Here is a 21,796-nt window from a genome sequence, read left to right as displayed (position 1 = left end):
TATGATACTTCTCTACATGAAGCGCTGCTTATTTGTTGTTTATTGTTTTAAGCGTGAAGCCTCCATCGGAGGCTTCACGCTTGTTGCTACTGTTTGGAAATTCTAAACCAAGTCCACCCGTCACTGTCGTTAATGAATCTTAGCTTGGGGTTTTTTTCAAGCTCGAATCGGTTGGCAACAGGGGCTGTTACTAAGTCAGCACCGCTTAAATTGAAGTCAAATGTGGCTGCATTTATGTAAATTTTTACTACGTCGGGTCGAGGAGACTCCAGTCGATAGCTAAGAGTCGGCGCAGTGTTATCGACTGAGTATATAAGATGTTGGTATCGGTTGTAAGTGTCTGAGTTGCTACCATTCGGATCTAGTCGGTGCCAAATCGATTGTTGTGGATAGTAAAATATACCATTTGCGACGGGGGTGCCGCTTGCTACAAGATACATGGCGGGAGTCATGTTATCCAAAACTAATACCCGGCTTTGCTTGCTTGTTATAAGCGAGGTTGTTGTTTTGATATCATTCGGAGCAATGTTGATAGGGTTGAATGTAAGCGTAGTGGCGGTGGAAACTGCTAGGCTAAGGTAAACAAAACCTTTGAAGTTTGACGTGGATAAAAAATATCCTAATGTCATGATCGTAATGAATAGCGCTATCATTATGTTAATGTTTAGGTCGCGTATAATCGTGTCGTCGAGACCGCCGATCGCTTTGTAGGAAATTATGGCCCACGTTAAAGTCACAATAACCGCTACAATTTTTGTTAGGTTCTGATTTCCAGCGGTTTTGATTTTGGCTTGCATGAGCAGGCCTGATAGTAATAGTGTGGCTAGTCCTAACGCCAAATCCGCTCTGTTAGCGGGTACTCTTCCCCAAAGAGAAAACTTTGCGATACTTGTTGGGATGCCAACAAACATAAATACAATGATGAATAATATCGCTACAGCAAGTGATATTTCTACCGCGGTCAAAGACTTCTGGCGCGCCTTTAGAAGGAATAAAAGCGCTAAGGGTAATAGAAGGTAGTTGAAAGACGCGATTTCGCTTTTGTTGCTGTAGGGGCTTTGCAATTCATATAGAGTGATAACATTTGTAAAGCCACGTAAAAGCATCGGTAGAGACATAGTACCACCAACAACGGTGGTTCGCTGACCAGGATATACAGTGTTTTCCATCGCTTCGATAGCCGTTTTTGCATCCGTCCACCACGACAGTAATATCGAACCAGCAATTAAAGTAGCAATAATTAGCGAAATGGCGGTTGCTGCGTTAAAACGGTGTAAGAGCTTATCTCTTAATGCTACGCCGACTGTCAATGCAATGAAGATATACGCTAATGATACCTGCCAAGGCGGGTAAAGTACGAATACGAAGCCCGCAAACGTTATACCCGCTAGCACACCAAGACATAGTTTGGTCAATGTTTTTTCTGTGCGCAGAATCGAATTTAAGCAGATAAAAATCAGACTGGGGAAAAATACCGCGTACGCTGGCCAGTTTGACCATGCTACAACATACGGTGCGGAACTGAATAGAAGCGATAAAAGGAAAGAGGCTTTCCAATTATTTGGAAGTATTATGCAAATGACTGCCCACAGCGCTAATAAACAACCGAATATTGGAAACAGCCAATTCCAGGATAGGGCCCTCTTTAGATCGAAAAGAAAATATCCCCATGTAGCGGGTTTTGAAATTTCTGAAATATGGGCCACTGGTACTCCAGTCATTCCCACAATTAGCATATTTTGCCCGTCTTCCCCATGGTTAGTATTTACCACTGGATTGGGGGGGACGTGATTGAACTGTGCTACGGCCAGCGGAGTCAACACTAGCCATTCGTCGCTCCTGATACCTTGATCTAGTCCTGAGACGTTAATACCATCGCCCTTCACGAACGGGGCTTGTGAAAGCCCAATGCTGAACGATGAACCAGTGATACCTATCGCTAGAAACAAAATGAAACTGGCTATCAAACCGGTACTGAAGAAGATGGCTTCAGAGATTTGCAGGTCTATTTTTTCTTTAATTATGCGTACAAAGGATTCCGCATAAAAAAACATTAGAATTAAAATGATGAGTGTCGTGGCGATAATAATTTTTATAGTTCGAATTTGTTTCTTTTTTTCGTTGAAGCTGCCGTCGATTTTTAAAATTTTGGAGTTACTGTTTGCGGAAAGTGAAATTTCTTTTCCTGTATCAATTTTTGCGACGATTTCAACCGTGTAATCCCCGGTTTTCATTTCTTCAGGAAGAGAAAAGTTTAAGCGCCATCCAGATCTAAGCCAATCACTTCTATTGGTTACTTTTTGTACGTCTGGACGTTCATAACGCTCGAATTGGCTGTCATATACCTTTTGTCCAGATAGCCATACAGATATCGACGCGATTTGCTCTGATGGTTTTGCTGGTCCCGCCCAGCCTTGGGCGATTACTTTGTTTCCTTCCTGTTTTATTACATCAACAGCGCCTTCGCCGAATCGATCAGCTATCTGGTTTGCGGCGCTCATATTTGAGTAGAATGGCAGCGTTAAAAAAATTAATAAGCTGATTGCTTTCAAGGTTCTGAAAGATAAGAATCTTATAAATGATTTGAAAAAGCCCATGATTTATCTCTGGCGATTATAAGTTTATGCTTTTACAGCAATTATGATGCCTGTGATTATTATGGTGACGCCCAAAAAATATTGGGGCTGGAACCGTTCCCCAAAGAAGAAATGGCTGCCAATAGGGACGAGGACAAAAGCAAGTGCCATAAGTGGATAAACTTTGCCTAATTCGATTTTTTGCAATACCCAAACCCAGGCGATAGTGGTAATTCCGTAAAGCGCAAATGCACTGAATAGTGTAAGAATAGTGTTCAGGTCAAAAAAGCTACCACTTTTCTGAAGCGAAGTTGCGCTTAGTTTGAATAGTATCTGGCCGGCAGCTATACCAAGTACGCAGATTAAAGCGATAAAGTAGGTCACGTAATCAGCCCTTGGTCTGAGTGGGTTTTTTATTAATCAGATGGAAGGGTCTTTTAGGAATCGATTGCACATCATGACCGATAAAAGCGAGAATGAATTGTGTTCCTAAAATCAATGGTAGGGCAGAAAGCATAACCGTACCCGCCGATGTTGGAATGCCAGAATGGAGCGAACTGATCCAGTGGGAAATCCCGAATGCCCCTCCTAAGGTAACCATTAGAATTCCTAAAGGTAACTCGATCGACGCCAACGACATATCTCTTAGATAATAATTATAAAAAATTCTCTTGCCCATGTTTCTCATGTGTTTGAAGAAAAACTCACCAACCACTTTGGATATTTTGAGGTTGCTCACTTCGTCAGCATATTTCGCGTCCATTGGAATATCAACGACTACAGCGCGCAAAGTATTGAGGCGAAATAGCATGTCGGTCTCAAAAAAATATCTGCGACTGATCTTTTTCGTTGGCAAATGTTTTGCTACGTCCCGATGTATTGCTGTGAAGCCATTTGTGGGGTCAAACAAGTCCCAATAGCCCGAAGATAGTTTTGTCATGAAAGAAAGAGTTGCGTTGCCGAAAAGACGAATTTTTGGCATTTGGCGGATTTCTTCCAAATCAAAAAAACGATTGCCCTTAGTGTAATCGGCCTCCCCAGAAACGATAGGCGCAACGAAAGCAGGAATTAGATTTGGATCCATTTGTCCATCGCCATCGACTTTGACGATAATGTCCATGTTATCTGTAATTGCTTCAGCATACCCTGTCATCACCGCACCGCCAACGCCTTGGTTTTCTGTACACTTGATTACAGAGACGCGGGAATCCCTATTGTTCGCTATAACGTAATCCCCGGTACCTTCTGGGCAGCAATCGTCTACAACATATATTTTATCGACTTCTGGAATCATCTCACTGATGACTTCAAGTATGTGTTTTTTTACTTTGAAACAAGGAATCACTACTGCGATATTTTGATTGGAGATCATTTTAACGTCCATATGAAAAAGATTTTAACGTTCAAGGTAACGATATTTATAACTTCACCCGTGGCGGCCAAGCCAGGCCAAAATCCTCATGGTCGAGAGTTAAATTTGGGCTGTAGGCGTAATCTTTTTGAATATCTGGCCATCGAGCCTGAACGTACGTGATCTCTTTCATGAATCGTTGCTGCTTCTCCGGCGTGTCTTCCAATCCTCGGGTAGCCGATTCGTGGTGATACATTTCAGCAAATGGCGTCCAGACGTTGAAGTAGCCTGCCTCTTTGACACGTAGGCAGAAATCCACATCATTGAAGGCAATTTTCAAGTGCTTTTCATCTAGACCGTCTACTTCATCGAATATCGACTTTTTGATGATCAGACATGCCGCCGTCACTGCGGAAAATTCCTGAATCAAACCAGCCCTGCAGAAATATCCATAGTCGCCTTTAGGAAGATATTTGTGCGAATGACCAGCGACACCACCTACGCCAACGACGACTCCGCCATGTTGTAGGCGATCATCTGGATACCACAGACGCGCGCCTACTGCTCCAACACCCGGTTGCATAGCAATGGAAACCATTTCCTCCAGCCAGTCTGGCGTAATGATTTCGATATCATTGTTGATCAGCCCGATCACTGAGCCATTGGCTATGCGCGCTGCACCATTATTCAGTGCTGAGTAATTGAACGGGCCGTCGTCTCGCAATACACGGATATTCGGTTCTTGATCAATCTCGGAAAAATACTTCAGTGCCTCGGCGTCATCTGATCCGTTGTCTATAAGGATAATTTCGTAATTCGGGTAAGTTGTCAGCTGCTTGATACTGTCAATACATTGTTTAACCAACCCATGGGCGTTTCTGGTAGGGATGATGAGACTCACCAGAGGCAACTGCTCGGGCAGCTTATAGTGGGCGCGGTACATACCCATCGGTAGGAGCTCAGTATTACCAATCTCGCCCTTTCGCTGCAGATGCTCGTCTAGGGCCTTAACGCCAGCAAGGGCTGCGTAGGGCTTCTCGTCGCCAGCCATAGCAGTGCTACCGGAGTGAATACGCCAGTGGTATAGAACGCGCGGAATATGGATGATTTGTTCGCGTTCGAGATGTTCTACACAACGTAAAGCCAAATCGTAGTCCTGGGCTCCTTCAAAGCCTGCACGGAATTGCCCAACCTTTGTCACCAAGTCTCTGCGATAGACGCCCAAATGGCAGATCATGTTCTGGGATCGAAATAGATATTCGTTCCAGTCAGATTTGAAATAAGGTGAGCTTCTCTTACCATCAGTGCCGATTTTGTCTTCGTCGGAATAAATCAGGCCAACACCTGGATTTTCAATAATGGTACGAGCAACCCAGTAAAGAGCATGCTCTGGCAGCAGGTCGTCGTTATCCATCAAAGCAATGAATTCACCCTGAGCCAATTCCAGTGCCGAATTGCTGGCCTTGGAAATATGTCCGTTCTCGGTACGGAACACTACTTGAATACGCTTATCTTCATTGCTGAGCGTTCTAAGATATTCCTGTACCGCGGGTTGCGTTGAAGCATCGTCAGCAATACATAGCTGCCAGTTTGGATACAGTTGTGAACGAATGCTCTCTACGGCTTCGCGCAGTAGGTCGATAGGAGGGTTGTAAACAGGCATGATAATAGAAATCATCGGCTTGCTTGCCCATTTCCTGATTTCCTCGCTCATGCGCCAGCGACCGTTATCATCGATCGTGTCGTAGTAATCAACCCATCGTGCGTAATCGTGACGATCCGGGACTTCGCGAGTCTCCTGCCCGACGAATGCGAATTCGCTAGCGCCGTTAAGGTAGCGAATCCGCGCGATGATTCCAGCCGCGCCTTGTTGTTTCCAGACGCTCAGTGCTTTGTTGGCGGTATTTTTTATGCCGCCACCGCGACGAATTGCGGATGGCAAAATTCGGAGAATCTTCTGCAAACGACGTATCAGCCGTACAGATTTGCGCATCGGTGCAGTTATCTTCCAACTGGTAGAGCTTTGCATGCCAATAATCTGTAGGTTCAGATTATGAATATGCGTATCTTTTTGAATTTGTTGCAGGGTGAGCTGGCTTTCAAGCTGTTCGATTTTTACATCTTTATTTCTTATTTCTGTAAATAAAGTCTGCATTTTCTCTTGAGTGGCATTATGCAGTTCAGCATGCTTCGTGGTTTCAACTAAAAGCTGTTGCTCTAGTTTTTTCTGCAAAGCTAAAAGTTTTTCAGTCGACGTCGTTTCGTTTATCACAGTAATCTCTTGAGCCAACTGCTCATCCGTAAGTAATGTCAAGTCTATTTCCAATGATAACTGACCAAGATCGCCGAGAGAAATTAGTTCAAGAGGCAGTATCAGGTGTGGATCATTATTGACAGGAATAAAAAGTGCGGCATTGTCTAATCGGCTGAGTTTCACTGCACCCGAATTGATTTCGCCATTTCCCTGCCATAGCCAAACAGATTGGCCGTTACGAGAGAGCTGCATTCGGCTAATGAAGTAAGGCTGTCGGGTATTTACTGGATCCAATCGCAACTTATTGCATTCAGCGGGGATGTCTTTCAGACAGAAGACGATCGTTTGCGCACCCGTTGTAAGTTCTTGATTTATTGTTTGAGCTTCGGAAAAGGAATCCGCAGTGTTCCCATAATACAGCGTTGCAGTGGCACCCTTGGCTTCCGTGACCCCTCTAGCCTGAACGCTTTTGTGGGGCGACCAATCCAAGAAGCTTGAAATGTTTCGGCCTGTCACGTTCTGCTGGAAACGAGCTTCTTCGCCGATATAGCGATCGAGGTCGACAGGGGTGATTTGCAGGCCGACGTTCCCCAGGAGCTCAATAATGAATTCTTGTCGACTCGGGGTTGAATGACCGGAGTATGTCGGAGTAGCGCTAGCTAGCAACAGAAGCAACGAGCGCATTAGTAAGTGGCCGAGCTCCACGCCCTCGGCCAATTCCCATTCGATATCGATCAAACAAGGGGAGCCGTCCTCCTTGATCACAATGTTGTGAGGCACGGCGTCGATATACTTGCCGGGCAAGAGATCTTTAATATTCTTCAGATCAACATTCACGCCGTCGTCGAGCAGTAAAACTCTGAGCTTTTGAAGATAAGCTTGCAAAAAGGGAGTAAAACTTGCGGGCGTCCAATCAACACCCGAAGCCTTCTCCAAAAACTGTTGGCTTAGAACGTGGCCGGCTGCATAAGCGTCTGTATCAGGAAGCACATAATTAAAGAGCTTGTTTTCTTCATGGACTGCTTTCTGAGCCAGTCGGCGATACCGAACCTCAATGCCTTGCTCTGTCTTGACGAATTTCGATTCTTTACAATATGGGGCCCGTCGCCCGGTGCTGTAATGATAAGCGAGGATGGTCTTTGCAATGGTCGGCGCTCCATCACAAGACGCTGCAATCAAAAAGGAGTTCGCCAGGTCCATACCGAGGTCATTGTCGATGACGACCGGCCAGGCTTTCTCAAGATTGAAGTGGGTGGTTCCCGGCAACTGCGGATCTTTTTTTACGTTCTGCCAAGCGAGTGCGGCAGCGTCAAATTCCTGGGTCGCAAATCCTGCTTCGGTGATGATCGAATTTGGAAGCTTGTAATCCGGACTCGGCGACAAAAACGTCGAAGACTTGAAGCCTGCACGCTCAATCAATCGTTGCAGTTCAGAACGACCGAATGTTTTCGGTTGTCCATCAGCATATCGTCCTTCAATTCCATACATTGGAATACTGACGTGGTCTTCCGGGGCGCCTGCGAAATATTTCAGCCCCAGCTGATTCTCTATCGCGATGAAAAGATGCCCGTCAGGTTTGAGCATGCTCCGAATACGCTTGAGCATTGCATACGCAGGATCAGCGTCAGCGCTAAACATGCTGGCGTATTCCAAAACACCAATGAGCGTGATTGCATCGAATTGCTCGTCACTTTTGAAGTCGTCGAAGCGTTCCGCCAGTACGGTCACATTGGCAAGACCGCGAGTGCGGCTTGCAGCAATGGCCGCACGGCGTGGGCTACCTTCAAGGCTGAGCAGTTGCGCGCCGCACTCGCCCAGGAATCGACTGATGGCGCCGCAACCTGCGCCGATTTCAAGAACTCGCCCCTTGAGCAGATGTTCGAACGGACGCAGGATATTTCCGCGTATGGAACTCAAGTGATACAGCGTTGCCCAGTCGGTGCAATGTTGAGGCAGTTCCTCGGACAGAACAGATACATCCGCAGCTTCACGTATGATCGCAGCCAGTTTGTTTTCGGATGCATCGCCATCGCTGTAAGCGATTCCTTTGTAGTCGGCACGAACCCATACCCCGGTCTGTTCATCGCGGCTGTATCCGTAGCGTTCAAGTTCAAACATTGTCATTTACCAATTTAATTTCCATGGAGGCACCTAAATCAATCAAGCCAAGCACTTCCGGCGTGGGCGCGACGACAAAATGAATCGAGTCGTAACGGCGGTCGTGGGGCAAGACATCTTCACCGGATCTTGATGCGACTCCGACGGAAATAAAGTAATCACCTGTTGCAAGCCTATTGATAAATTTCACACAAGCTGTTGCTTGTGTACCGGCAGAGCCGATTGTTTGCATCGATTCGCAATCGAGCAGGTACGAATTGGTACCGTATACCGTTACGCCTTCTTTGGTCTTGATGGTGAAGCCCAGAATTGGGCTGACAACCATGTGGCTAAATTGTATCGCGAGATTAATCACGATTTCCTCACCCGATTCAATCGTGTTCGGATACTCGCGTCCGCTGGCGCTCAGATGGAAGTCCAGCAGCGAAGCAGCCCCATCACCCCAGCGGTATTCATGGGAGTTGTAGCCGGGACGACTCTCGTAGGCGCCAGATTCGAAATTCATCTTCACTGCATCGACGGACAAGATCTTGGGTGCCGCCACTGTTTTCGGTGCATCGTCTTTTTCTACCCGTTTTTCACGGCCGAAGAGGATGTCCATGTAACGATTGACCACTGGTCGAGACTCGCCGATCAGCTCGACACGACTGTCGTTAATCAAAACCGCTCGAGAGCAATGGGTCACCACCTGCTCACTGGAGTGGGTAACGAGCAGAATACTGGTGCCGTTATCTTTTAACTGCCGCAAGCGTTCGAAACACTTGGCCTGAAACCGTGCATCACCGACTGACAGTGCTTCATCGACAATCAGAATGTCTGGATCTACCTGAGCCTGGACGGCGAAAGCCAGGCGCACAGCCATACCGCTCGAATAAGCTTTGACAGGTTGATCAATGAACTCGCCAATGTCAGCGAAACCGGCGATGGCATCGAACCTGTCATTGACTTCGTCACGTGTCAGTCCAAGGACCGCAGCATTGAGGTAGATGTTCTCCCGGCCGGTAAACTCCGGGTTGAAGCCCGAACCAAGCTCCAATAGCGCGGCGATACGCCCTCGGGTCTCGATCGTGCCCGTAGTGGGGGTCAGTGTGCCGCTGATAATTTGCAGCAGGGTGGATTTTCCGGAGCCGTTGCGACCCACAATGCCAACGGTTTCACCTTTTTTGACATCGAAGCTGATGTCGCGAAGAGCCCAGAATTCTTTGCCATAAGAGGTGATTTCGTCACCTGCCCAGCGTTGAAGACGCGGCATGATGGCCTGCTTCAAACGATCCCGAGGTTTGTCATAGGTATAAAAGCACTTCGAGATGTTTTGTACGCTGATTGCGACGTTATCAGAGGACATCAGCGAATCCTTTTCGTGTTTTCTGAAAAAACCAATATCCGGCAGCGGCGATAATTGCCCCAATCACCACTGCGAGGCACAGGCTACCCCAGTCTGGTAACTGCCCAAAGAGCAGGACGTTGCGGCTTTCTTCGATTATGTAGGTCAGCGGATTCAGTTGCAGCCAAGGCCTGTAGACTTCGGGAAGCGCTGCTACCGGGTATAACACCGGCGACAAAAATAACAGCACGGTAGTCAGCACCGCGATTACGTGCCCGACATCCCGCAGGAATACACCGAGGGATGCCAGAAACCAGCTAACGCCCAGTGTGGCCAGTAGCAGCGGCACCAAAAGCAGCGGAAATAACAGCGCTGTCCATTGCATGGTGTGCGTGAGAATCACTTGAGCGATCAGCAGGACAACCAGACTGATAGCGCTATGGAACATGGCTGAGCCCAACGTGATGACGGGAAGTATTTCCAGAGGAAAAACCACCTTCTTCACATAGTTGCCATTTGTCAGAATCAGCGAAGGCGCTCGGTTTGCACATTCGGCGAACAGTCCGTGAATAATCATCCCGACAAAGAGAAGGATCGCGAAGCCTCCTTTGCTGGGATCCATGCCGACCCAGCGAGCCTTGAATATTTCGGAGAACACGAAGGTATAAACCGCGAGCATCAATATCGGGTTAAAAAAGGACCATGCGAGACCCATCACTGAGCCCCGATAACGCCCTACGACCTCTCGAGTCGTCATCTGGGCAATCAGTTGGCGGTTGTGCCACAAGCTTTTGACAAGACTGACAGGGCTGCTTGCAGGTGAAAGATGTGGGTTCACTAAGCGGACACCTCTGTGTCTTGGAGCAGGTTAGCTGCCTGATCTGTAGCGGACAAGGTAGTTGCCTCCTCAAGGGGTTCAGTCGAAGACGCTGGCTCGCTCGTTCCCGGCCAGACTACGCTCGTCGACAATTGGTTGAATTTATTGGTCACGTACACGGGGGAAGGGGGGCAGCGTCAGGCGAGCCAATATTCAGGCCATGAGTGCATTCATCCGGTTCCTCTGGAATAGCCATGAATGTAGTCGTTTTCGTCATGCGTTCTCAGCTTAGGGAAAAGTGATACCAATGCCGTGGACGTCATTTCGTGAACCTTCATTCATCCTTGACGTGGTGACCAAAGTCCAGTCAACAACTGGCGTGTAACGATACCGGCTGGGAGGTATAACGCTTCACGGGAGGTTGAGACCCTTTTCTCATGTCTCCTGGCGCAGTCTAAAAAGTAGGATTTCCAGAAATGCCAATGCTCAGCGAGCCTCGCCGGAGGCGGGCGGCACATTACCATATGTGAGCCGCAGAGGCATCCATGCCCCCACGTTCAGACGTCACCAGTGCTGTACGCTCTTTCGGCGAAATAAAGTTCACTGCTCAAATTTTGTTCAGGCATGCTGCTACGAAGAGGCTGATGTTTCCTGGCAGCGTTTGACGATGAATCCCCGACTTTTTCATCAGATAAAGGCGCTTGAATAAAGGGCTTTTACGCGCTTGTTCGAAAAGATCCATGGCTCGCTGGTTTTGGGCGGTCAGGTGATGACGAAAGCAACGCAGGATCAGCAGGTTGTGGGTACTCCATTCACCGAAGCGGCCCGACCACATCCGTCCAATACGAACCAAGCGTTCGCGTGCGCTATTATTTGCGCCAATTAGGTTTTCGCCGTGTTGTCGGTAATCCAGCGAGGGGCGATGATCATAGATGACCACTCCACCGCAGCCGGTTATGATTAAGTAGGTCAGCCAGTCATGGGCGACGATGACCGCGTCATCAGGCGTCTGCGCTAGTAGATCCCGCGCTTGAGAGTTGATGAGCATAGTATTTGCGCCAGCGATGCTCTGAACCAACGCGTTGGCGAATGTGGGTGACGCCGAGAATAAAGGTGAAAACCCCTGAATTTTTTTGTCAGCGGAAATTAGGCGGGTTCTTGAGCAGTAAAGCGCAGGGGCAGCAGAAACGGCTCGAATCTTTGCCAGGCTTCTTTCCAGTTTGTCGGCAAACCAAATGTCGTCTTGATCACTGAATGCAAAGTAGTCTGCAATAATTGACTGATTTTTAACCAAGGATAGGAAGTTTTTGGCGAAGCCATTTCGAGGGCCATGGAATATGACCAGTCGGTCGTTGCCCAATATTTGTTGATACCGAGTCAGAAGCTTGAGCGTGTCGTCTGTGGAACCATCGTCCGAGGCGTAGATTACCCAATTTTCGTGGGTCTGACTGATGAACGACTCCAATTGCTCTTTGAGAAAATTTGCGCCGTTGAAAGTGCAGAGTAAGATGGCGATCTTTGGATTTAATGTATTGATTTCAGACATTTCCTTCGTCGTAGAGTGCAAGTTCAAACCCTGTGGCTGCGTAGTCATTTTTGTCTCAAACGTTCCGAATCACGTAAATCTCAAGATGCATTTGACCTTAGGCTGAGCTGGTAGCGTGCAGCTGAAGGAGTGGCGATTCAGGCTGTCTTGGCGGAACGGAGCTGAAAGGGTATGCCTTGGTAGCCATTTTAAAAGGGTTCAGGTGAAATGTCTGTCTCGGCCGCACTTTAAGAGATCTGCGCAATCGAAAGGTTCTGCAACGGCCCAATTTTCGTGGCTTTTTCGAGTGGTCACGTACAGTGGCTGCGCCGGTGCAAGGGAACGCCGTAGCAAATGACGCGATAGTGTCAATAGGAGCTTTTGCATCGCATTTGTACCGGCTAAATTGAAGTGATTGCGGACGCTTACAGAGCTGAGCACCTGAAAGGACTCGCCAGCGGTGCAACAGTCGGTATTCGGGAAAAGGAGCGTAAATAGTGTTCGATGATGTTACAGATGGGGTCCGACGCTATTTGGTGAGTTTGCCTCGTCGGCAAAAACGGCTGATTCAAGTCACCACTGATGTCTTCCTGGTGTGGTTAGCCCTCTGGCTGGCATTTATCGTTCGGCTTGGCATCGACGATATGTACAATCCGTTGCGTGTCCATTTGTGGCTTTTCGGCTGCGCTCCTGTCGTCGCGATCCCTTTGTTTATCCGTTTTGGAATGTACCGTGCTGTCATGCGTTACTTCGGCAATGATGCACTTATTGCGATAATCAAAGCGGTCAGTCTTTCTTCTCTGATTCTCGCGGTCGTCGTCTACTGGTACAGCAACCATGAAACCGTTGTACCTCGCTCCATCATTTTTAATTACTGGTGGCTTAGCCTCGTCATCATTGGCGGTCTACGACTGTGTATGCGCCAGTATTTCATGGGCGACTGGTTCAACGCGGCCCAACACGTGCCATTTGCAAATCGCGATGACGGTCTTACCAAAGTCGCGATTTACGGTGCTGGCGTAGCGGGTAATCAGCTGGTTGCTGCGTTACGTATGGGACGCGTCATGCGTCCGGTAGCGTTTATCGACGATGACGCAAGCATCGCGGATCGGTCAATTTCAGGATTGCAGGTATACAAGCCCAAGCACATTCAACAAATGATCGATGTAACTGGCGCGCAGGAGATCCTTCTAGCGCTTCCATCATCTACTCGCGCCAGACGACGAGAAATTCTCAACCTGTTGGAAGGTTTTCCACTGCATGTTCGAAGTGTTCCAAACTTCACCGATCTCGCTAGTGGTCGTGTCAAGGTGGAAGACATTCAGGAAGTCGACATCGCTGATTTGCTCGGTCGGGATTCAGTGCCGCCGCAGAGTGACTTGCTGGAGCGCTGTATCAAGGGGAAGACGGTCATGGTGACCGGCGCGGGCGGATCCATCGGGTCAGAGCTTTGTCGGCAAATATTCTCCCTCGAGCCTAAAACACTGATTTTGTTCGAGCACAGCGAATTCAACCTATACAGCATCTTGTCGGAACTTGAACAGAGAGGAGCTCGCGAGTCATTATCCATCAGGCTTTTACCGATATTGGGTTCTATCCGCCACCAACACAAACTGCTGGATGTCATGAGAACCTGGGACGTTGAGACGGTTTACCACGCGGCTGCCTACAAGCATGTGCCTATGGTTGAGCACAACATTGCCGAAGGTGTTTTGAACAACGTGATTGGAACGCTCAATACTGCTCAAGCGGCATTACAGTGCGGTGTGGCTAACTTTGTGTTGATCTCCACTGACAAAGCCGTCCGTCCAACTAATGTCATGGGCAGCACAAAGCGCTTGGCGGAACTGACACTTCAGGCTTTAAGCCGTGAGATCGCTCCTGTGTTGTTCGGTGACAAGGTCAACGTTTCCAGAGTCAACAAAACCCGCTTCACCATGGTCCGTTTCGGCAATGTGCTGGGTTCGTCGGGTTCGGTAATCCCGCTGTTTCACAGCCAGATCAAATCAGGCGGCCCACTGACGGTCACCCACCCCAAGATCACCCGCTACTTCATGACGATTCCGGAAGCTGCGCAGCTGGTGATTCAAGCCGGATCCATGGGGCAGGGTGGTGATGTCTTCGTGCTCGACATGGGGGAACCCGTGAAAATTGTCGAACTGGCAGAAAAAATGATCCACCTGTCCGGCTTGAGCATTCGTTCCGAGCGCAACCCGCAAGGCGATATTTCCATTGAGTTCACGGGTTTGCGGCCAGGTGAAAAGCTCTACGAGGAGCTGTTGATCGGCGACAACGTAGCAGCAACGCCACACCCGATGATCATGACCGCCAACGAGGATCACCTTCCTTGGGATGTACTCAAGGCTCGTCTACACGAACTGCTCGTCGCAGTCGAAAATGATGATTACTCACGAGTGCGTCAATTGCTGCGCGAAACCGTGAGCGGCTATACCCCGGATGGCGAAATCGTCGACTGGATCTACCAGCAGCGCCGCCTGGAACCCTGATTGTTTCACATCCTGTAATAGACGCATTTTTGACAACCGCCAACCATCGCCTAAGTTTGGAGAGCAGCTTCGGAAAAGCTGCTTTCTAAAACGATGATGGAGCGTCATTTATGCGTAACGGTTTTTTCTATTCTCTGGTTTTTGCCTTCCTCACCAGCGCTTCAATCGCTGCAATCGCCGCACCAGCCGTCGCCCCTCAAGCGGAAAAGGCAACGATGGTTACGGAGGGGATGACGGCATCCCCAAGTGAGAAGGTTGATCTGAACGGTGCCGATGCCGCGACTTTGCAGAAGCAATTGTCCGGAGTCGGCGAGGCGAAAGCCAAAGCGATTGTTGCGTATCGTGATGCTAACGGGCCATTCGCCTCGGTGGATGAACTGCTTGAAGTGAAGGGCATCGGCAAAGCGATCCTGGATCGCAACCGCGATAAGCTGGAAGTGAACTAAGCTGATTATTCAACGCCAAGGGGCCGGTCATTGACCGGCCTTTCTGCTTTCTGGTGGCAGAGATGCGACAGAGGGAGTGGCGTCGCGTTTGTCGGTGAGCTGAAAATTATGGGTATCATATTGTCTTTGGATTATGCCTATAATAATTTCCGTCACCTCCAGGCAAGCGAGCGTTGGAGGCCTATCTCCCAATATGTTTCAGGAGCGCTCTCATGAATTCCGCACAATCCCAAGGTACTGCTCTGGTGACCGGCGCATCGTCCGGTATCGGTGCCATCTACGCGCAGCGACTGGCGGCGCGTGGTTTTGATCTGCTGTTGGTTGCGCGTGACAAAGACCGCCTGGAAAGTGCTGCGAGCCAGTTGCGAGACGCCCATGGCGTTCAGGTCGAAGTGCTCAAAGCCGACCTGACGCAAAAGGACGATGTCCTCAAACTCCAGCAACGCCTGCGCAGTGATTCAAGCATCACCCTGTTGGTGAATAACGCAGGGGTCGCAGCCGATGGTTTGCTGGCCAATTCCGACGCCGAGCAACTGGAGCGTCTGATCCAATTGAACGTCACCGCCGTGACGTTGCTGGCCTCTGCAGCCGCCGCCAGTTTCGCCAAGGCTGGACGCGGCACGATCATCAATATCGCCTCGGTGGTGGCGCTGTTTCCAGAACGTTTCAATGCCACCTACAGCGCGAGTAAAGCCTACGTGTTGAGCCTGACTCAGTCGCTCAACGCCGAGCTCGAAGGCACTGGCGTGAAGGTGCAAGCGGTGCTGCCCGGGGTTACCCGCACTGAAATCTGGGAGCGTTCCGGCATCGACGCCAGCGGCATTCCGGCGGAGATGGTGATGGAGGCCGGCGAGATGGTCGATGCGGCGCTCGCCGGTCTGGATCAGGGCGAGTTGATTACCATCCCGTCGCTGCCTGACGCGGGTGAATGGCAGGCCTTTGTGCGTGCACGACATGTCATGGCACCGAATCTGTCGCGCAGTTCGGCGGCTGAACGCTACAAAAATTGATCAGAGGTAACTGCGGTATGAGTCAGCGTCGAATTGTTGTCACCGGTATGGGTCTGGTTTCGCCTTTGGGGAGTGATCTCGAGATTGTCTGGCAGCGTTTGCTCGCCGGGCGCTCGGGCTTGCGCAATTTGCCGGAGGCGGTGAGCGCAGATCTGCCGACCCGGGTCGCCGGGATGGTGCCAACGGCGGTGGAGGACGTCGAGGCCGGTTTCGATCCGGATCTTGCCACGCCGCCCAAAGAGCAGAAGAAGATGGATCGCTTCATCCTGTTCGCCATGGAAGCGGCGCGCCAAGCGTTGGCGCAAGCCGGATGGCAGCCGTCCGAGGCCAAGGATCAGGAGCGCACCGCGACCATCATCGGCTCCGGTGTTGGCGGGTTCGGCGCCATCGCCGACGCCGTACGCACCACCGACAGTCGTGGCCCGCGTCGTCTGTCGCCGTTCACCATCCCATCGTTTCTGGTCAATCTGGCGGCCGGACATGTGTCGATCCAGCACGCTTTGAAGGGCCCGCTCGGCGCACCGGTGACTGCTTGTGCGGCCGGGGTCCAGGCGATTGGCGATGCTGCGCGGATGATTCGTGCCGGTGAAGCGGATATCGCGGTTTGCGGCGGCGCGGAAGCCTGCATCGATCGGGTCAGCCTGGCCGGTTTTGCCGCGGCGCGAGCGTTGTCCAGCGGTTACAACGACACCCCCGAACGTGCCTCACGACCCTTTGATAGTGGTCGCGATGGTTTCGTGATGGGCGAGGGCGCCGGTCTGCTGGTGATCGAATCGCTGGAGCACGCGCTGGCACGTGGCGCGCAGCCTTTGGCTGAGCTGGTCGGTTACGGCACCACTGCCGATGCCTATCACCTCACCGCCGGGCCGGAGGACGGCAGCGGTGCACGACGCGCGATGCAGTTGGCGCTGGCTCAGGCGGGTGTTGCGCCAGATCAGGTGCAGCATCTCAATGCGCATGCGACCTCGACACCGGTGGGCGATCTTGGTGAGTTGGCAGCGATCAAGGCGCTGTTCGGTACGGAGAATAAAATCGCCGTGACTTCGACCAAATCCGCCACCGGGCATTTGCTCGGCGCTGCCGGCGGGTTGGAAGCGATCTTCACCTTGTTGGCCATCCGGGATCAGGTCGTCCCGCCGACGCTCAACTTCGACAATCCCGATCCGGCGAGTGCGGGTGTAGATATCGTTCACGGTCAGGCGCGGTCGATGCCAATCGAGTATGCCCTGTCCAACGGTTTCGGTTTTGGCGGAGTGAATGCCAGTGTGCTGTTCAAGCGCTGGCAGGCTTAGTCCTGCGATTGCTTGAGGTGATCGCGCGTGACGTCGAGGATGCGTTGGGCAAACTCGGCGTCAGCGACACTGCGTGACAGCAAGAGCGCGCCGACCAGCGTCGACATGATGACAATGGCCCGGTCGGCGTTGTTGTCGCCCTCGAGGGTGCCTTCGATTTGACTCAGTCGGGCATTGAGTACCGCATCACTGGTCGGGCTCGGCTGGCCGCGCAGACCCAGCTCTGAGGAAATGGTCAGCAGCGGACAGCCTTCGTGGGGGGAGGTCTGATGCCATTCGGACAGGTAGGTGTCGATAAACGCCTGCAGCGGCTGTTCCTTGGCAAAGATCTCGGCGCACAGACCATCGACTTGATTGCTTGCCTCCTGCAAGGCTTTCTCGACCAGTTCGTCCTTGGATTTGAAGTGTGAGTAAAAGCCGCCGTGGGTCAGCCCCAGCGCTTTCATCAGCGGTTGCAGACCGGTAGCACCAATGCCGTCTTTGCGAAATCGCGCCGAGGCTTCCTTGATGATCCGCTGATGGGTTTGAGCTTTATGATCTTGCGAGTAACGCATGTGGAACTCTCCGCAACAAGACCACCATCTTAACCAAGGTAAATGACATGGTGACTGTACTTCTACTTCTTAAAAGCGCGCCGCTGAGTCCAACACGATCCTTGGAGTTAATACTCCGCACAAAAAACAAACCCCGCCGATTCAGGCGGGGTTCTTCGTTCAGCGATCCTGCGCGTCTTTGATGTCCGCTTCGGCGTTGCGCTGTGCAACGCGTTTGCGTTCTTCATCGGTCAGTTCAACCTTGTTGGCGGTGTCGCGCAGCATCATCAATCCGCCAACGATCGAGCCGATTGCAACGACCAGAATCAACCAGGCATACCAGGGCATAACGGCTCTCCTTAATGGCAGCTCGGCGGGCGAGGGTTTCGCCAGCGACGCTGCATACCACTTTGAGCGAAGTGAGTTCGCAGTGGTTCCATTCTAGGCCGGTTAAGCCCGGTGTACCCGAAATCCCTCAGCGGCCGGTCAGCATCGCATCGGCCGGAGCGTCAGCGCGCAGTTGCCCGGTGAGCAGGAAGTAGCCGAAGCCGACCGCCATGAAGCCAAGGAAAATCAGCCCGATCAGTGCATTGAACCAGGCCATGGCGATCAGACACACCACCGCCAGCACCAGTGCGATCAGCGGAATCAGCGGATAACAAGGCGCACGGAAAGTCCGCTCGAGATTCGGTTCGGTTTTGCGCAGCTTGAACAGGCTGAGCATGCTCATGATGTACATCACGATCGCGCCGAACACCGCCATGGTGATCATCGCCGCGGTGAGGGTCATGCCGCCGAGGTTGATCAGGCCATCGCTGTAGATCGCGGCGATGCCGATGATGCCGCCGGCGATGATCGCGCGGTGCGGGGTCTGGAAGCGCGAGAGTTTCGCCAGCGACGCCGGCAGGTAACCGGCGCGGGCGAGGGCGAAGAACTGCCGCGAGTAGCCGAGGATGATCCCGTGGAAGCTCGCCACCAGACCGAACAGGCCGATCCACACCAGCATGTGCAACCAGCCGGAGTTGTCGCCGACCACGGTCTTCATCGCTTGCGGCAGAGGGTCGTTGATGTTCGCCAGGGTGCGCCAGTCACCGACGCCGCCTGCGAAGAACATCACGCCCATCGCCAGCAACACCAGGGTCAGGATCCCGCTGATATAGGCCTTGGGGATCGTGCGTTTGGGATCCTTGGCTTCTTCGGCGGCCATCGCCGCGCCTTCGATGGCGAGGAAAAACCAGATCGCAAACGGAATCGCGGCGAACATCCCGGCAATCGCTGGCGGCCCGAACACATCGGAACCGGCCCAGCCATTCAGGGCAAAGCTACTGAAGCTGAACGCCGGTGCGACCACACCCATGAACACCAGCAATTCGATCACCGCCAGCACGCAGACGATCAGTTCGAACGTCGCGGCCAGTTTGACCCCGAGGATGTTCAAGGTCATGAACACGATATAGGCGCCGACTGCCGCATGTTTCGGGTCAAGCGCCGGAAATTGCACGTTCAGGTAGGCGCCGATCGCCAGCGCAATCGCCGGAGGTGCGAAGACGAATTCGATCAGCGTGGCCAGCCCGGCGATCAGCCCGCCTTTCTCACCGAACGCACGACGGCTGTAAGCGAACGGCCCGCCGGCATGCGGAATCGCCGTAGTCAGTTCAGTGAAGCTGAAGATGAAACAGGTGTACATCGTGGCGACCATGAACGAGGTCACTAGAAAACCCAGCGTGCCAGCCACGCCCCAGCCGTAACTCCAGCCGAAGTACTCGCCGGAAATCACCAGCCCGACGGCGATGCCCCACAGGTGCAAGGTGCCCAGCGTGGGTTTTAGTTGTGTGTTCATGCGCATGCTCCCGGAACGGTTTGGAAAGCTCCGGGGGAGGGCGTGTGCAGTGGGCGTGCCATTGCTGGGAGTCAGGTCGTAATGCGCTGAAAGCTGTCGTATCGGGGATGTTCGCGGCTGGATGAGTGTTTTTTGTGCGCCAGTTGGGTGCGATGTTGTCGGTTATGCCGTCTTCGCGAGCAAGCCCGCTCCCACATTGGATCTGGGGCGTTCACAAATCCCCTGTGGCAGCGAGCTTGCTCGCGAAGAAGCCCGCCAACACGACGCAAAACCCACCTGTAACGAACGCATAAACCCACTCTTTACGCTTTCTTTATGCCCAGCTAACCCCCTCGGTCTCGTTCCTTTACAGCCTCCTTTCCGACAATGCCTCCACACGCGGCAATACGCCGTAAAACGGAGATCTTCCATGAGCGTTCTGGACGGGGTGTCCCTGCTGTTGGCAGCCGGGCTGTTCATTTATCTGTTGGTTGCGCTGTTGCGCGCGGATCGGAACTAGGAGCGGCTATGCACAGTTATGACTATTGGCTGATCCTCGCGTTTTTTGCGGTGGTCTTGCTGCCGGCGCCGTTCCTCGGGCGCTTTTACTACAAGGTGATGGAAGGTCAGCGCACCTGGCTGACGCCGGTTCTCGGCCCGGTCGAGCGCGGCTGTTATCGAATTGCCGGGGTGGATCCGCAGGCTGAACAAAGCTGGCAGAAGTACACGCTGGCCTTGCTCGCGTTTAACCTCGCCGGTTTCCTGCTGCTGTTCGCGATCCTGTTGTTTCAGGATCACCTGCCGCTGAACCCGCAAAACCTGCCGGGCCAGGAATGGACCCAGGCGTTCAACACCGCGGTCAGTTTCATGACCAACACCAACTGGCAGTCCTACAGTGGTGAAGCGACCCTCAGCTATCTGAGCCAGATGGTCGGCCTCACCGTGCAGAACTTTGTCAGTGCCGCCACCGGCCTGGCGGTGCTGGTTGCGCTGTGCCGTGGCATCGGTCGCAAGTCGACCAAGACCCTGGGCAACTTCTGGGTCGACATGACCCGCGCCACCCTCTACGGCCTGCTTCCGCTGTGCCTGCTGCTGGCGCTGTACCTCGTCTGGCAGGGCGTGCCGCAGACCTTCGCGCAATACGTCAATGCCGTAACCATGCAGGGCGTCGATCAAGTGATCCCCCTTGGCCCGGCCGCCAGCCAGATTGCGATCAAGCAACTGGGCACCAACGGCGGTGGCTTCTTCGGTGTGAACTCGGCGCATCCGTTCGAGAACCCGACCGCGTGGAGCAACCTGTTCGAGCTCGCGTCGATCATTCTGATTCCGGTGGCGCTGGTGTTCACCTTCGGTCATTACGTGAAAGACCAGCGTCAGAGCCGCGCGATCATCGCCTGCATGCTGGCGCTGTTCCTGATCGGCGGTGCGACCTCGCTGTGGGCCGAATATCAGCCCAACCCGGCGCTGAACAACGTTGCTGTCGAACAGACCGCGCCGCTGGAAGGCAAGGAAGCACGCTTCGGCACCACCGCCACCGTGCTGTGGTCGGTGACCACCACGGCGGCGTCGAACGGTTCGGTCAACGGCATGCACGACAGCCTCAACCCCCTCAGCGGCATGGTCGCGCTGGTGAACATGATGGTCGGCGAAGTGATCTTCGGCGGCGTCGGTGCCGGGCTCTACGGCATGTTGCTCAACGTGCTGATCGCGGTGTTCCTCGCCGGCCTGATGATTGGCCGCACACCGGAATACCTGGGCAAGAAATTGCAGGCGCGGGAAGTGCAATTGCTGGTGGTGACCTTGCTGGTGATGCCGGTGGGCGTGCTGGTACTCGGCGCCATCGCGGCGGCTCTGCCTGGCCCGGCGGCGACCATCAGCAACCCCGGCCCGCACGGTTTCAGCCAGTTGCTCTATGCCTACACCTCGGCCAGCGCGAACAACGGTTCGGCGTTCGGTGGCCTGAGCGCCAACACCCCGTTCCACAACCTGATGCTCGGTCTGGGCATGTTGATCGGTCGCTTCGGCTACATCCTGCCGGTACTGGCACTGGCCGGCAGCCTGGCGATGAAGAAAACCGCACCGATCGGCCAGAACAGCTTCCCGACCCACGGGCCACTGTTTGTGACGCTGCTGACCGTGACCATTTTGCTGGTGGGTGGCCTGACGTTCTTGCCGACCCTCGCATTGGGCCCAATCGCCGAACATCTGAGCATGGGCTTCTAAG

General features: G+C 52.4%; 16 protein-coding genes. 6 read left to right on the top strand and 10 right to left on the bottom strand.

Features of this window, described 5'->3' with window-relative positions; all coding sequences use genetic code 11:
* Positions 1-86: 86 nt before the first annotated feature.
* The 7 genes from E4T63_RS19660 to E4T63_RS19630 all read right to left on the bottom strand — a co-directional run bounded on the left by E4T63_RS19660 (position 87) and on the right by E4T63_RS19630 (position 11,986).
* Complete coding sequence (locus E4T63_RS19660; protein WP_135296306.1) at positions 87-2,597, bottom strand: DUF7657 domain-containing protein; 2,511 nt, start codon at positions 2,595-2,597, stop codon at positions 87-89.
* Positions 2,598-2,621: 24 nt separating this feature from the next.
* The gene (locus E4T63_RS19655) at positions 2,622-2,960 is read right to left on the bottom strand and encodes an EamA family transporter (protein ID WP_096794933.1); all 339 of its coding nucleotides are present in this window, start codon (positions 2,958-2,960) and stop codon (positions 2,622-2,624) included.
* 4 nt (positions 2,961-2,964) lie between these two features.
* Entirely contained in the window at positions 2,965-3,948 is a 984-nt protein-coding gene (locus E4T63_RS19650; RefSeq protein WP_096794934.1) for a glycosyltransferase family 2 protein, read from the bottom strand.
* Between the two features lie 46 nt (positions 3,949-3,994).
* Positions 3,995-8,299 (bottom strand): glycosyltransferase, encoded by a 4,305-nt coding sequence (locus E4T63_RS19645; RefSeq protein WP_135296305.1) that lies wholly within the window; start codon positions 8,297-8,299, stop codon positions 3,995-3,997.
* Complete coding sequence (locus tag E4T63_RS19640; protein ID WP_096794936.1) at positions 8,292-9,644, bottom strand: ABC transporter ATP-binding protein; 1,353 nt, start codon at positions 9,642-9,644, stop codon at positions 8,292-8,294. The genes E4T63_RS19645 and E4T63_RS19640 overlap by 8 nt, the downstream gene beginning before the upstream one ends.
* The gene (locus E4T63_RS19635; protein ID WP_096794937.1) at positions 9,634-10,461 is read right to left on the bottom strand and encodes an ABC transporter permease; all 828 of its coding nucleotides are present in this window, start codon (positions 10,459-10,461) and stop codon (positions 9,634-9,636) included. Before E4T63_RS19635 ends, E4T63_RS19640 begins: the two co-directional genes overlap by 11 nt.
* Positions 10,462-11,047: 586 nt before the next feature.
* Positions 11,048-11,986 carry a glycosyltransferase family 2 protein gene (locus tag E4T63_RS19630; RefSeq protein ID WP_096795013.1) on the bottom strand — a complete coding sequence of 313 codons (939 nt, stop codon included), beginning with the start codon at positions 11,984-11,986 and terminating at the stop codon, positions 11,048-11,050.
* Positions 11,987-12,609: 623 nt separating this feature from the next.
* Here E4T63_RS19630 and E4T63_RS19625 point away from each other — a divergent pair.
* The 4 genes from E4T63_RS19625 (at position 12,610) to fabF (ending at position 17,220) form a co-directional block, all read left to right on the top strand.
* Positions 12,610-14,472, top strand: coding sequence for a polysaccharide biosynthesis protein (locus E4T63_RS19625; protein WP_432431709.1), 1,863 nt, complete (start codon positions 12,610-12,612; stop codon positions 14,470-14,472).
* 110 nt (positions 14,473-14,582) lie between these two features.
* On the top strand, positions 14,583-14,918 hold the full coding sequence (locus tag E4T63_RS19620) for a ComEA family DNA-binding protein (RefSeq protein ID WP_135296303.1): 336 nt from the start codon (positions 14,583-14,585) through the stop codon (positions 14,916-14,918).
* A gap of 212 nt (positions 14,919-15,130) precedes the next feature.
* Positions 15,131-15,928 (top strand): SDR family NAD(P)-dependent oxidoreductase, encoded by a 798-nt coding sequence (locus E4T63_RS19615; RefSeq protein ID WP_135296302.1) that lies wholly within the window; start codon positions 15,131-15,133, stop codon positions 15,926-15,928.
* Positions 15,929-15,945: 17 nt separating this feature from the next.
* A complete protein-coding gene (gene fabF / locus E4T63_RS19610; protein ID WP_135296301.1) occupies positions 15,946-17,220 on the top strand; it encodes a beta-ketoacyl-ACP synthase II in 1,275 nt (424 codons plus the stop codon).
* Here the strand turns inward: fabF and E4T63_RS19605 are convergent.
* The 3 genes from E4T63_RS19605 to eat all read right to left on the bottom strand — a co-directional run bounded on the left by E4T63_RS19605 (position 17,217) and on the right by eat (position 19,593).
* Complete coding sequence (locus E4T63_RS19605; RefSeq protein WP_135296300.1) at positions 17,217-17,774, bottom strand: TetR/AcrR family transcriptional regulator; 558 nt, start codon at positions 17,772-17,774, stop codon at positions 17,217-17,219. The two genes, fabF and E4T63_RS19605, sit on opposite strands and share 4 nt — an antisense overlap.
* A 159-nt stretch (positions 17,775-17,933) precedes the next feature.
* Positions 17,934-18,101, bottom strand: coding sequence for a DUF2897 family protein (locus E4T63_RS19600; protein ID WP_003226857.1), 168 nt, complete (start codon positions 18,099-18,101; stop codon positions 17,934-17,936).
* 127 nt (positions 18,102-18,228) lie between these two features.
* On the bottom strand, positions 18,229-19,593 hold the full coding sequence (gene eat, locus E4T63_RS19595) for an ethanolamine permease (protein WP_027612450.1): 1,365 nt from the start codon (positions 19,591-19,593) through the stop codon (positions 18,229-18,231).
* Between the two features lie 409 nt (positions 19,594-20,002).
* Between eat and kdpF the strand changes: the two genes are divergently transcribed.
* Together kdpF and kdpA are read left to right on the top strand one after the other, a co-directional pair.
* Positions 20,003-20,092, top strand: coding sequence for a K(+)-transporting ATPase subunit F (kdpF, locus tag E4T63_RS19590; RefSeq protein ID WP_007963673.1), 90 nt, complete (start codon positions 20,003-20,005; stop codon positions 20,090-20,092).
* A gap of 8 nt (positions 20,093-20,100) precedes the next feature.
* Positions 20,101-21,795 carry a potassium-transporting ATPase subunit KdpA gene (kdpA, locus tag E4T63_RS19585; protein ID WP_096794943.1) on the top strand — a complete coding sequence of 565 codons (1,695 nt, stop codon included), beginning with the start codon at positions 20,101-20,103 and terminating at the stop codon, positions 21,793-21,795.
* Position 21,796 lies beyond the last annotated feature (1 nt).

Source organism: Pseudomonas fluorescens (assembly GCF_004683905.1).
Classification (GTDB): domain Bacteria; phylum Pseudomonadota; class Gammaproteobacteria; order Pseudomonadales; family Pseudomonadaceae; genus Aquipseudomonas; species Aquipseudomonas putida_A.
Note: the sequence above shows the minus strand (reverse complement) of the source record. Positions and strands in the feature narration are given on the sequence as shown.

Excerpts from the sequence above, each read along its gene's own strand:
- E4T63_RS19660 (WP_135296306.1), bottom strand. The coding sequence starts at position 2,597 with ATGGGCTTTTTCAAATCATTTATAAGATTCTTATCTTTCAGAACCTTG.
- E4T63_RS19650 (WP_096794934.1), bottom strand. The coding sequence starts at position 3,948 with ATGATCTCCAATCAAAATATCGCAGTAGTGATTCCTTGTTTCAAAGTA.
- E4T63_RS19645 (WP_135296305.1), bottom strand. The coding sequence starts at position 8,299 with ATGTTTGAACTTGAACGCTACGGATACAGCCGCGATGAACAGACCGGG.
- E4T63_RS19640 (WP_096794936.1), bottom strand. The coding sequence starts at position 9,644 with ATGTCCTCTGATAACGTCGCAATCAGCGTACAAAACATCTCGAAGTGC.
- E4T63_RS19630 (WP_096795013.1), bottom strand. The coding sequence starts at position 11,986 with ATGTCTGAAATCAATACATTAAATCCAAAGATCGCCATCTTACTCTGC.
- E4T63_RS19625 (WP_432431709.1), top strand. The coding sequence starts at position 12,610 with ATGTACAATCCGTTGCGTGTCCATTTGTGGCTTTTCGGCTGCGCTCCT.
- E4T63_RS19620 (WP_135296303.1), top strand. The coding sequence starts at position 14,583 with ATGCGTAACGGTTTTTTCTATTCTCTGGTTTTTGCCTTCCTCACCAGC.
- E4T63_RS19615 (WP_135296302.1), top strand. The coding sequence starts at position 15,131 with ATGAATTCCGCACAATCCCAAGGTACTGCTCTGGTGACCGGCGCATCG.
- fabF (WP_135296301.1), top strand. The coding sequence starts at position 15,946 with ATGAGTCAGCGTCGAATTGTTGTCACCGGTATGGGTCTGGTTTCGCCT.
- E4T63_RS19605 (WP_135296300.1), bottom strand. The coding sequence starts at position 17,774 with ATGCGTTACTCGCAAGATCATAAAGCTCAAACCCATCAGCGGATCATC.
- E4T63_RS19600 (WP_003226857.1), bottom strand. The coding sequence starts at position 18,101 with ATGCCCTGGTATGCCTGGTTGATTCTGGTCGTTGCAATCGGCTCGATC.
- eat (WP_027612450.1), bottom strand. The coding sequence starts at position 19,593 with ATGAACACACAACTAAAACCCACGCTGGGCACCTTGCACCTGTGGGGC.
- kdpF (WP_007963673.1), top strand. The coding sequence starts at position 20,003 with ATGAGCGTTCTGGACGGGGTGTCCCTGCTGTTGGCAGCCGGGCTGTTC.
- kdpA (WP_096794943.1), top strand. The coding sequence starts at position 20,101 with ATGCACAGTTATGACTATTGGCTGATCCTCGCGTTTTTTGCGGTGGTC.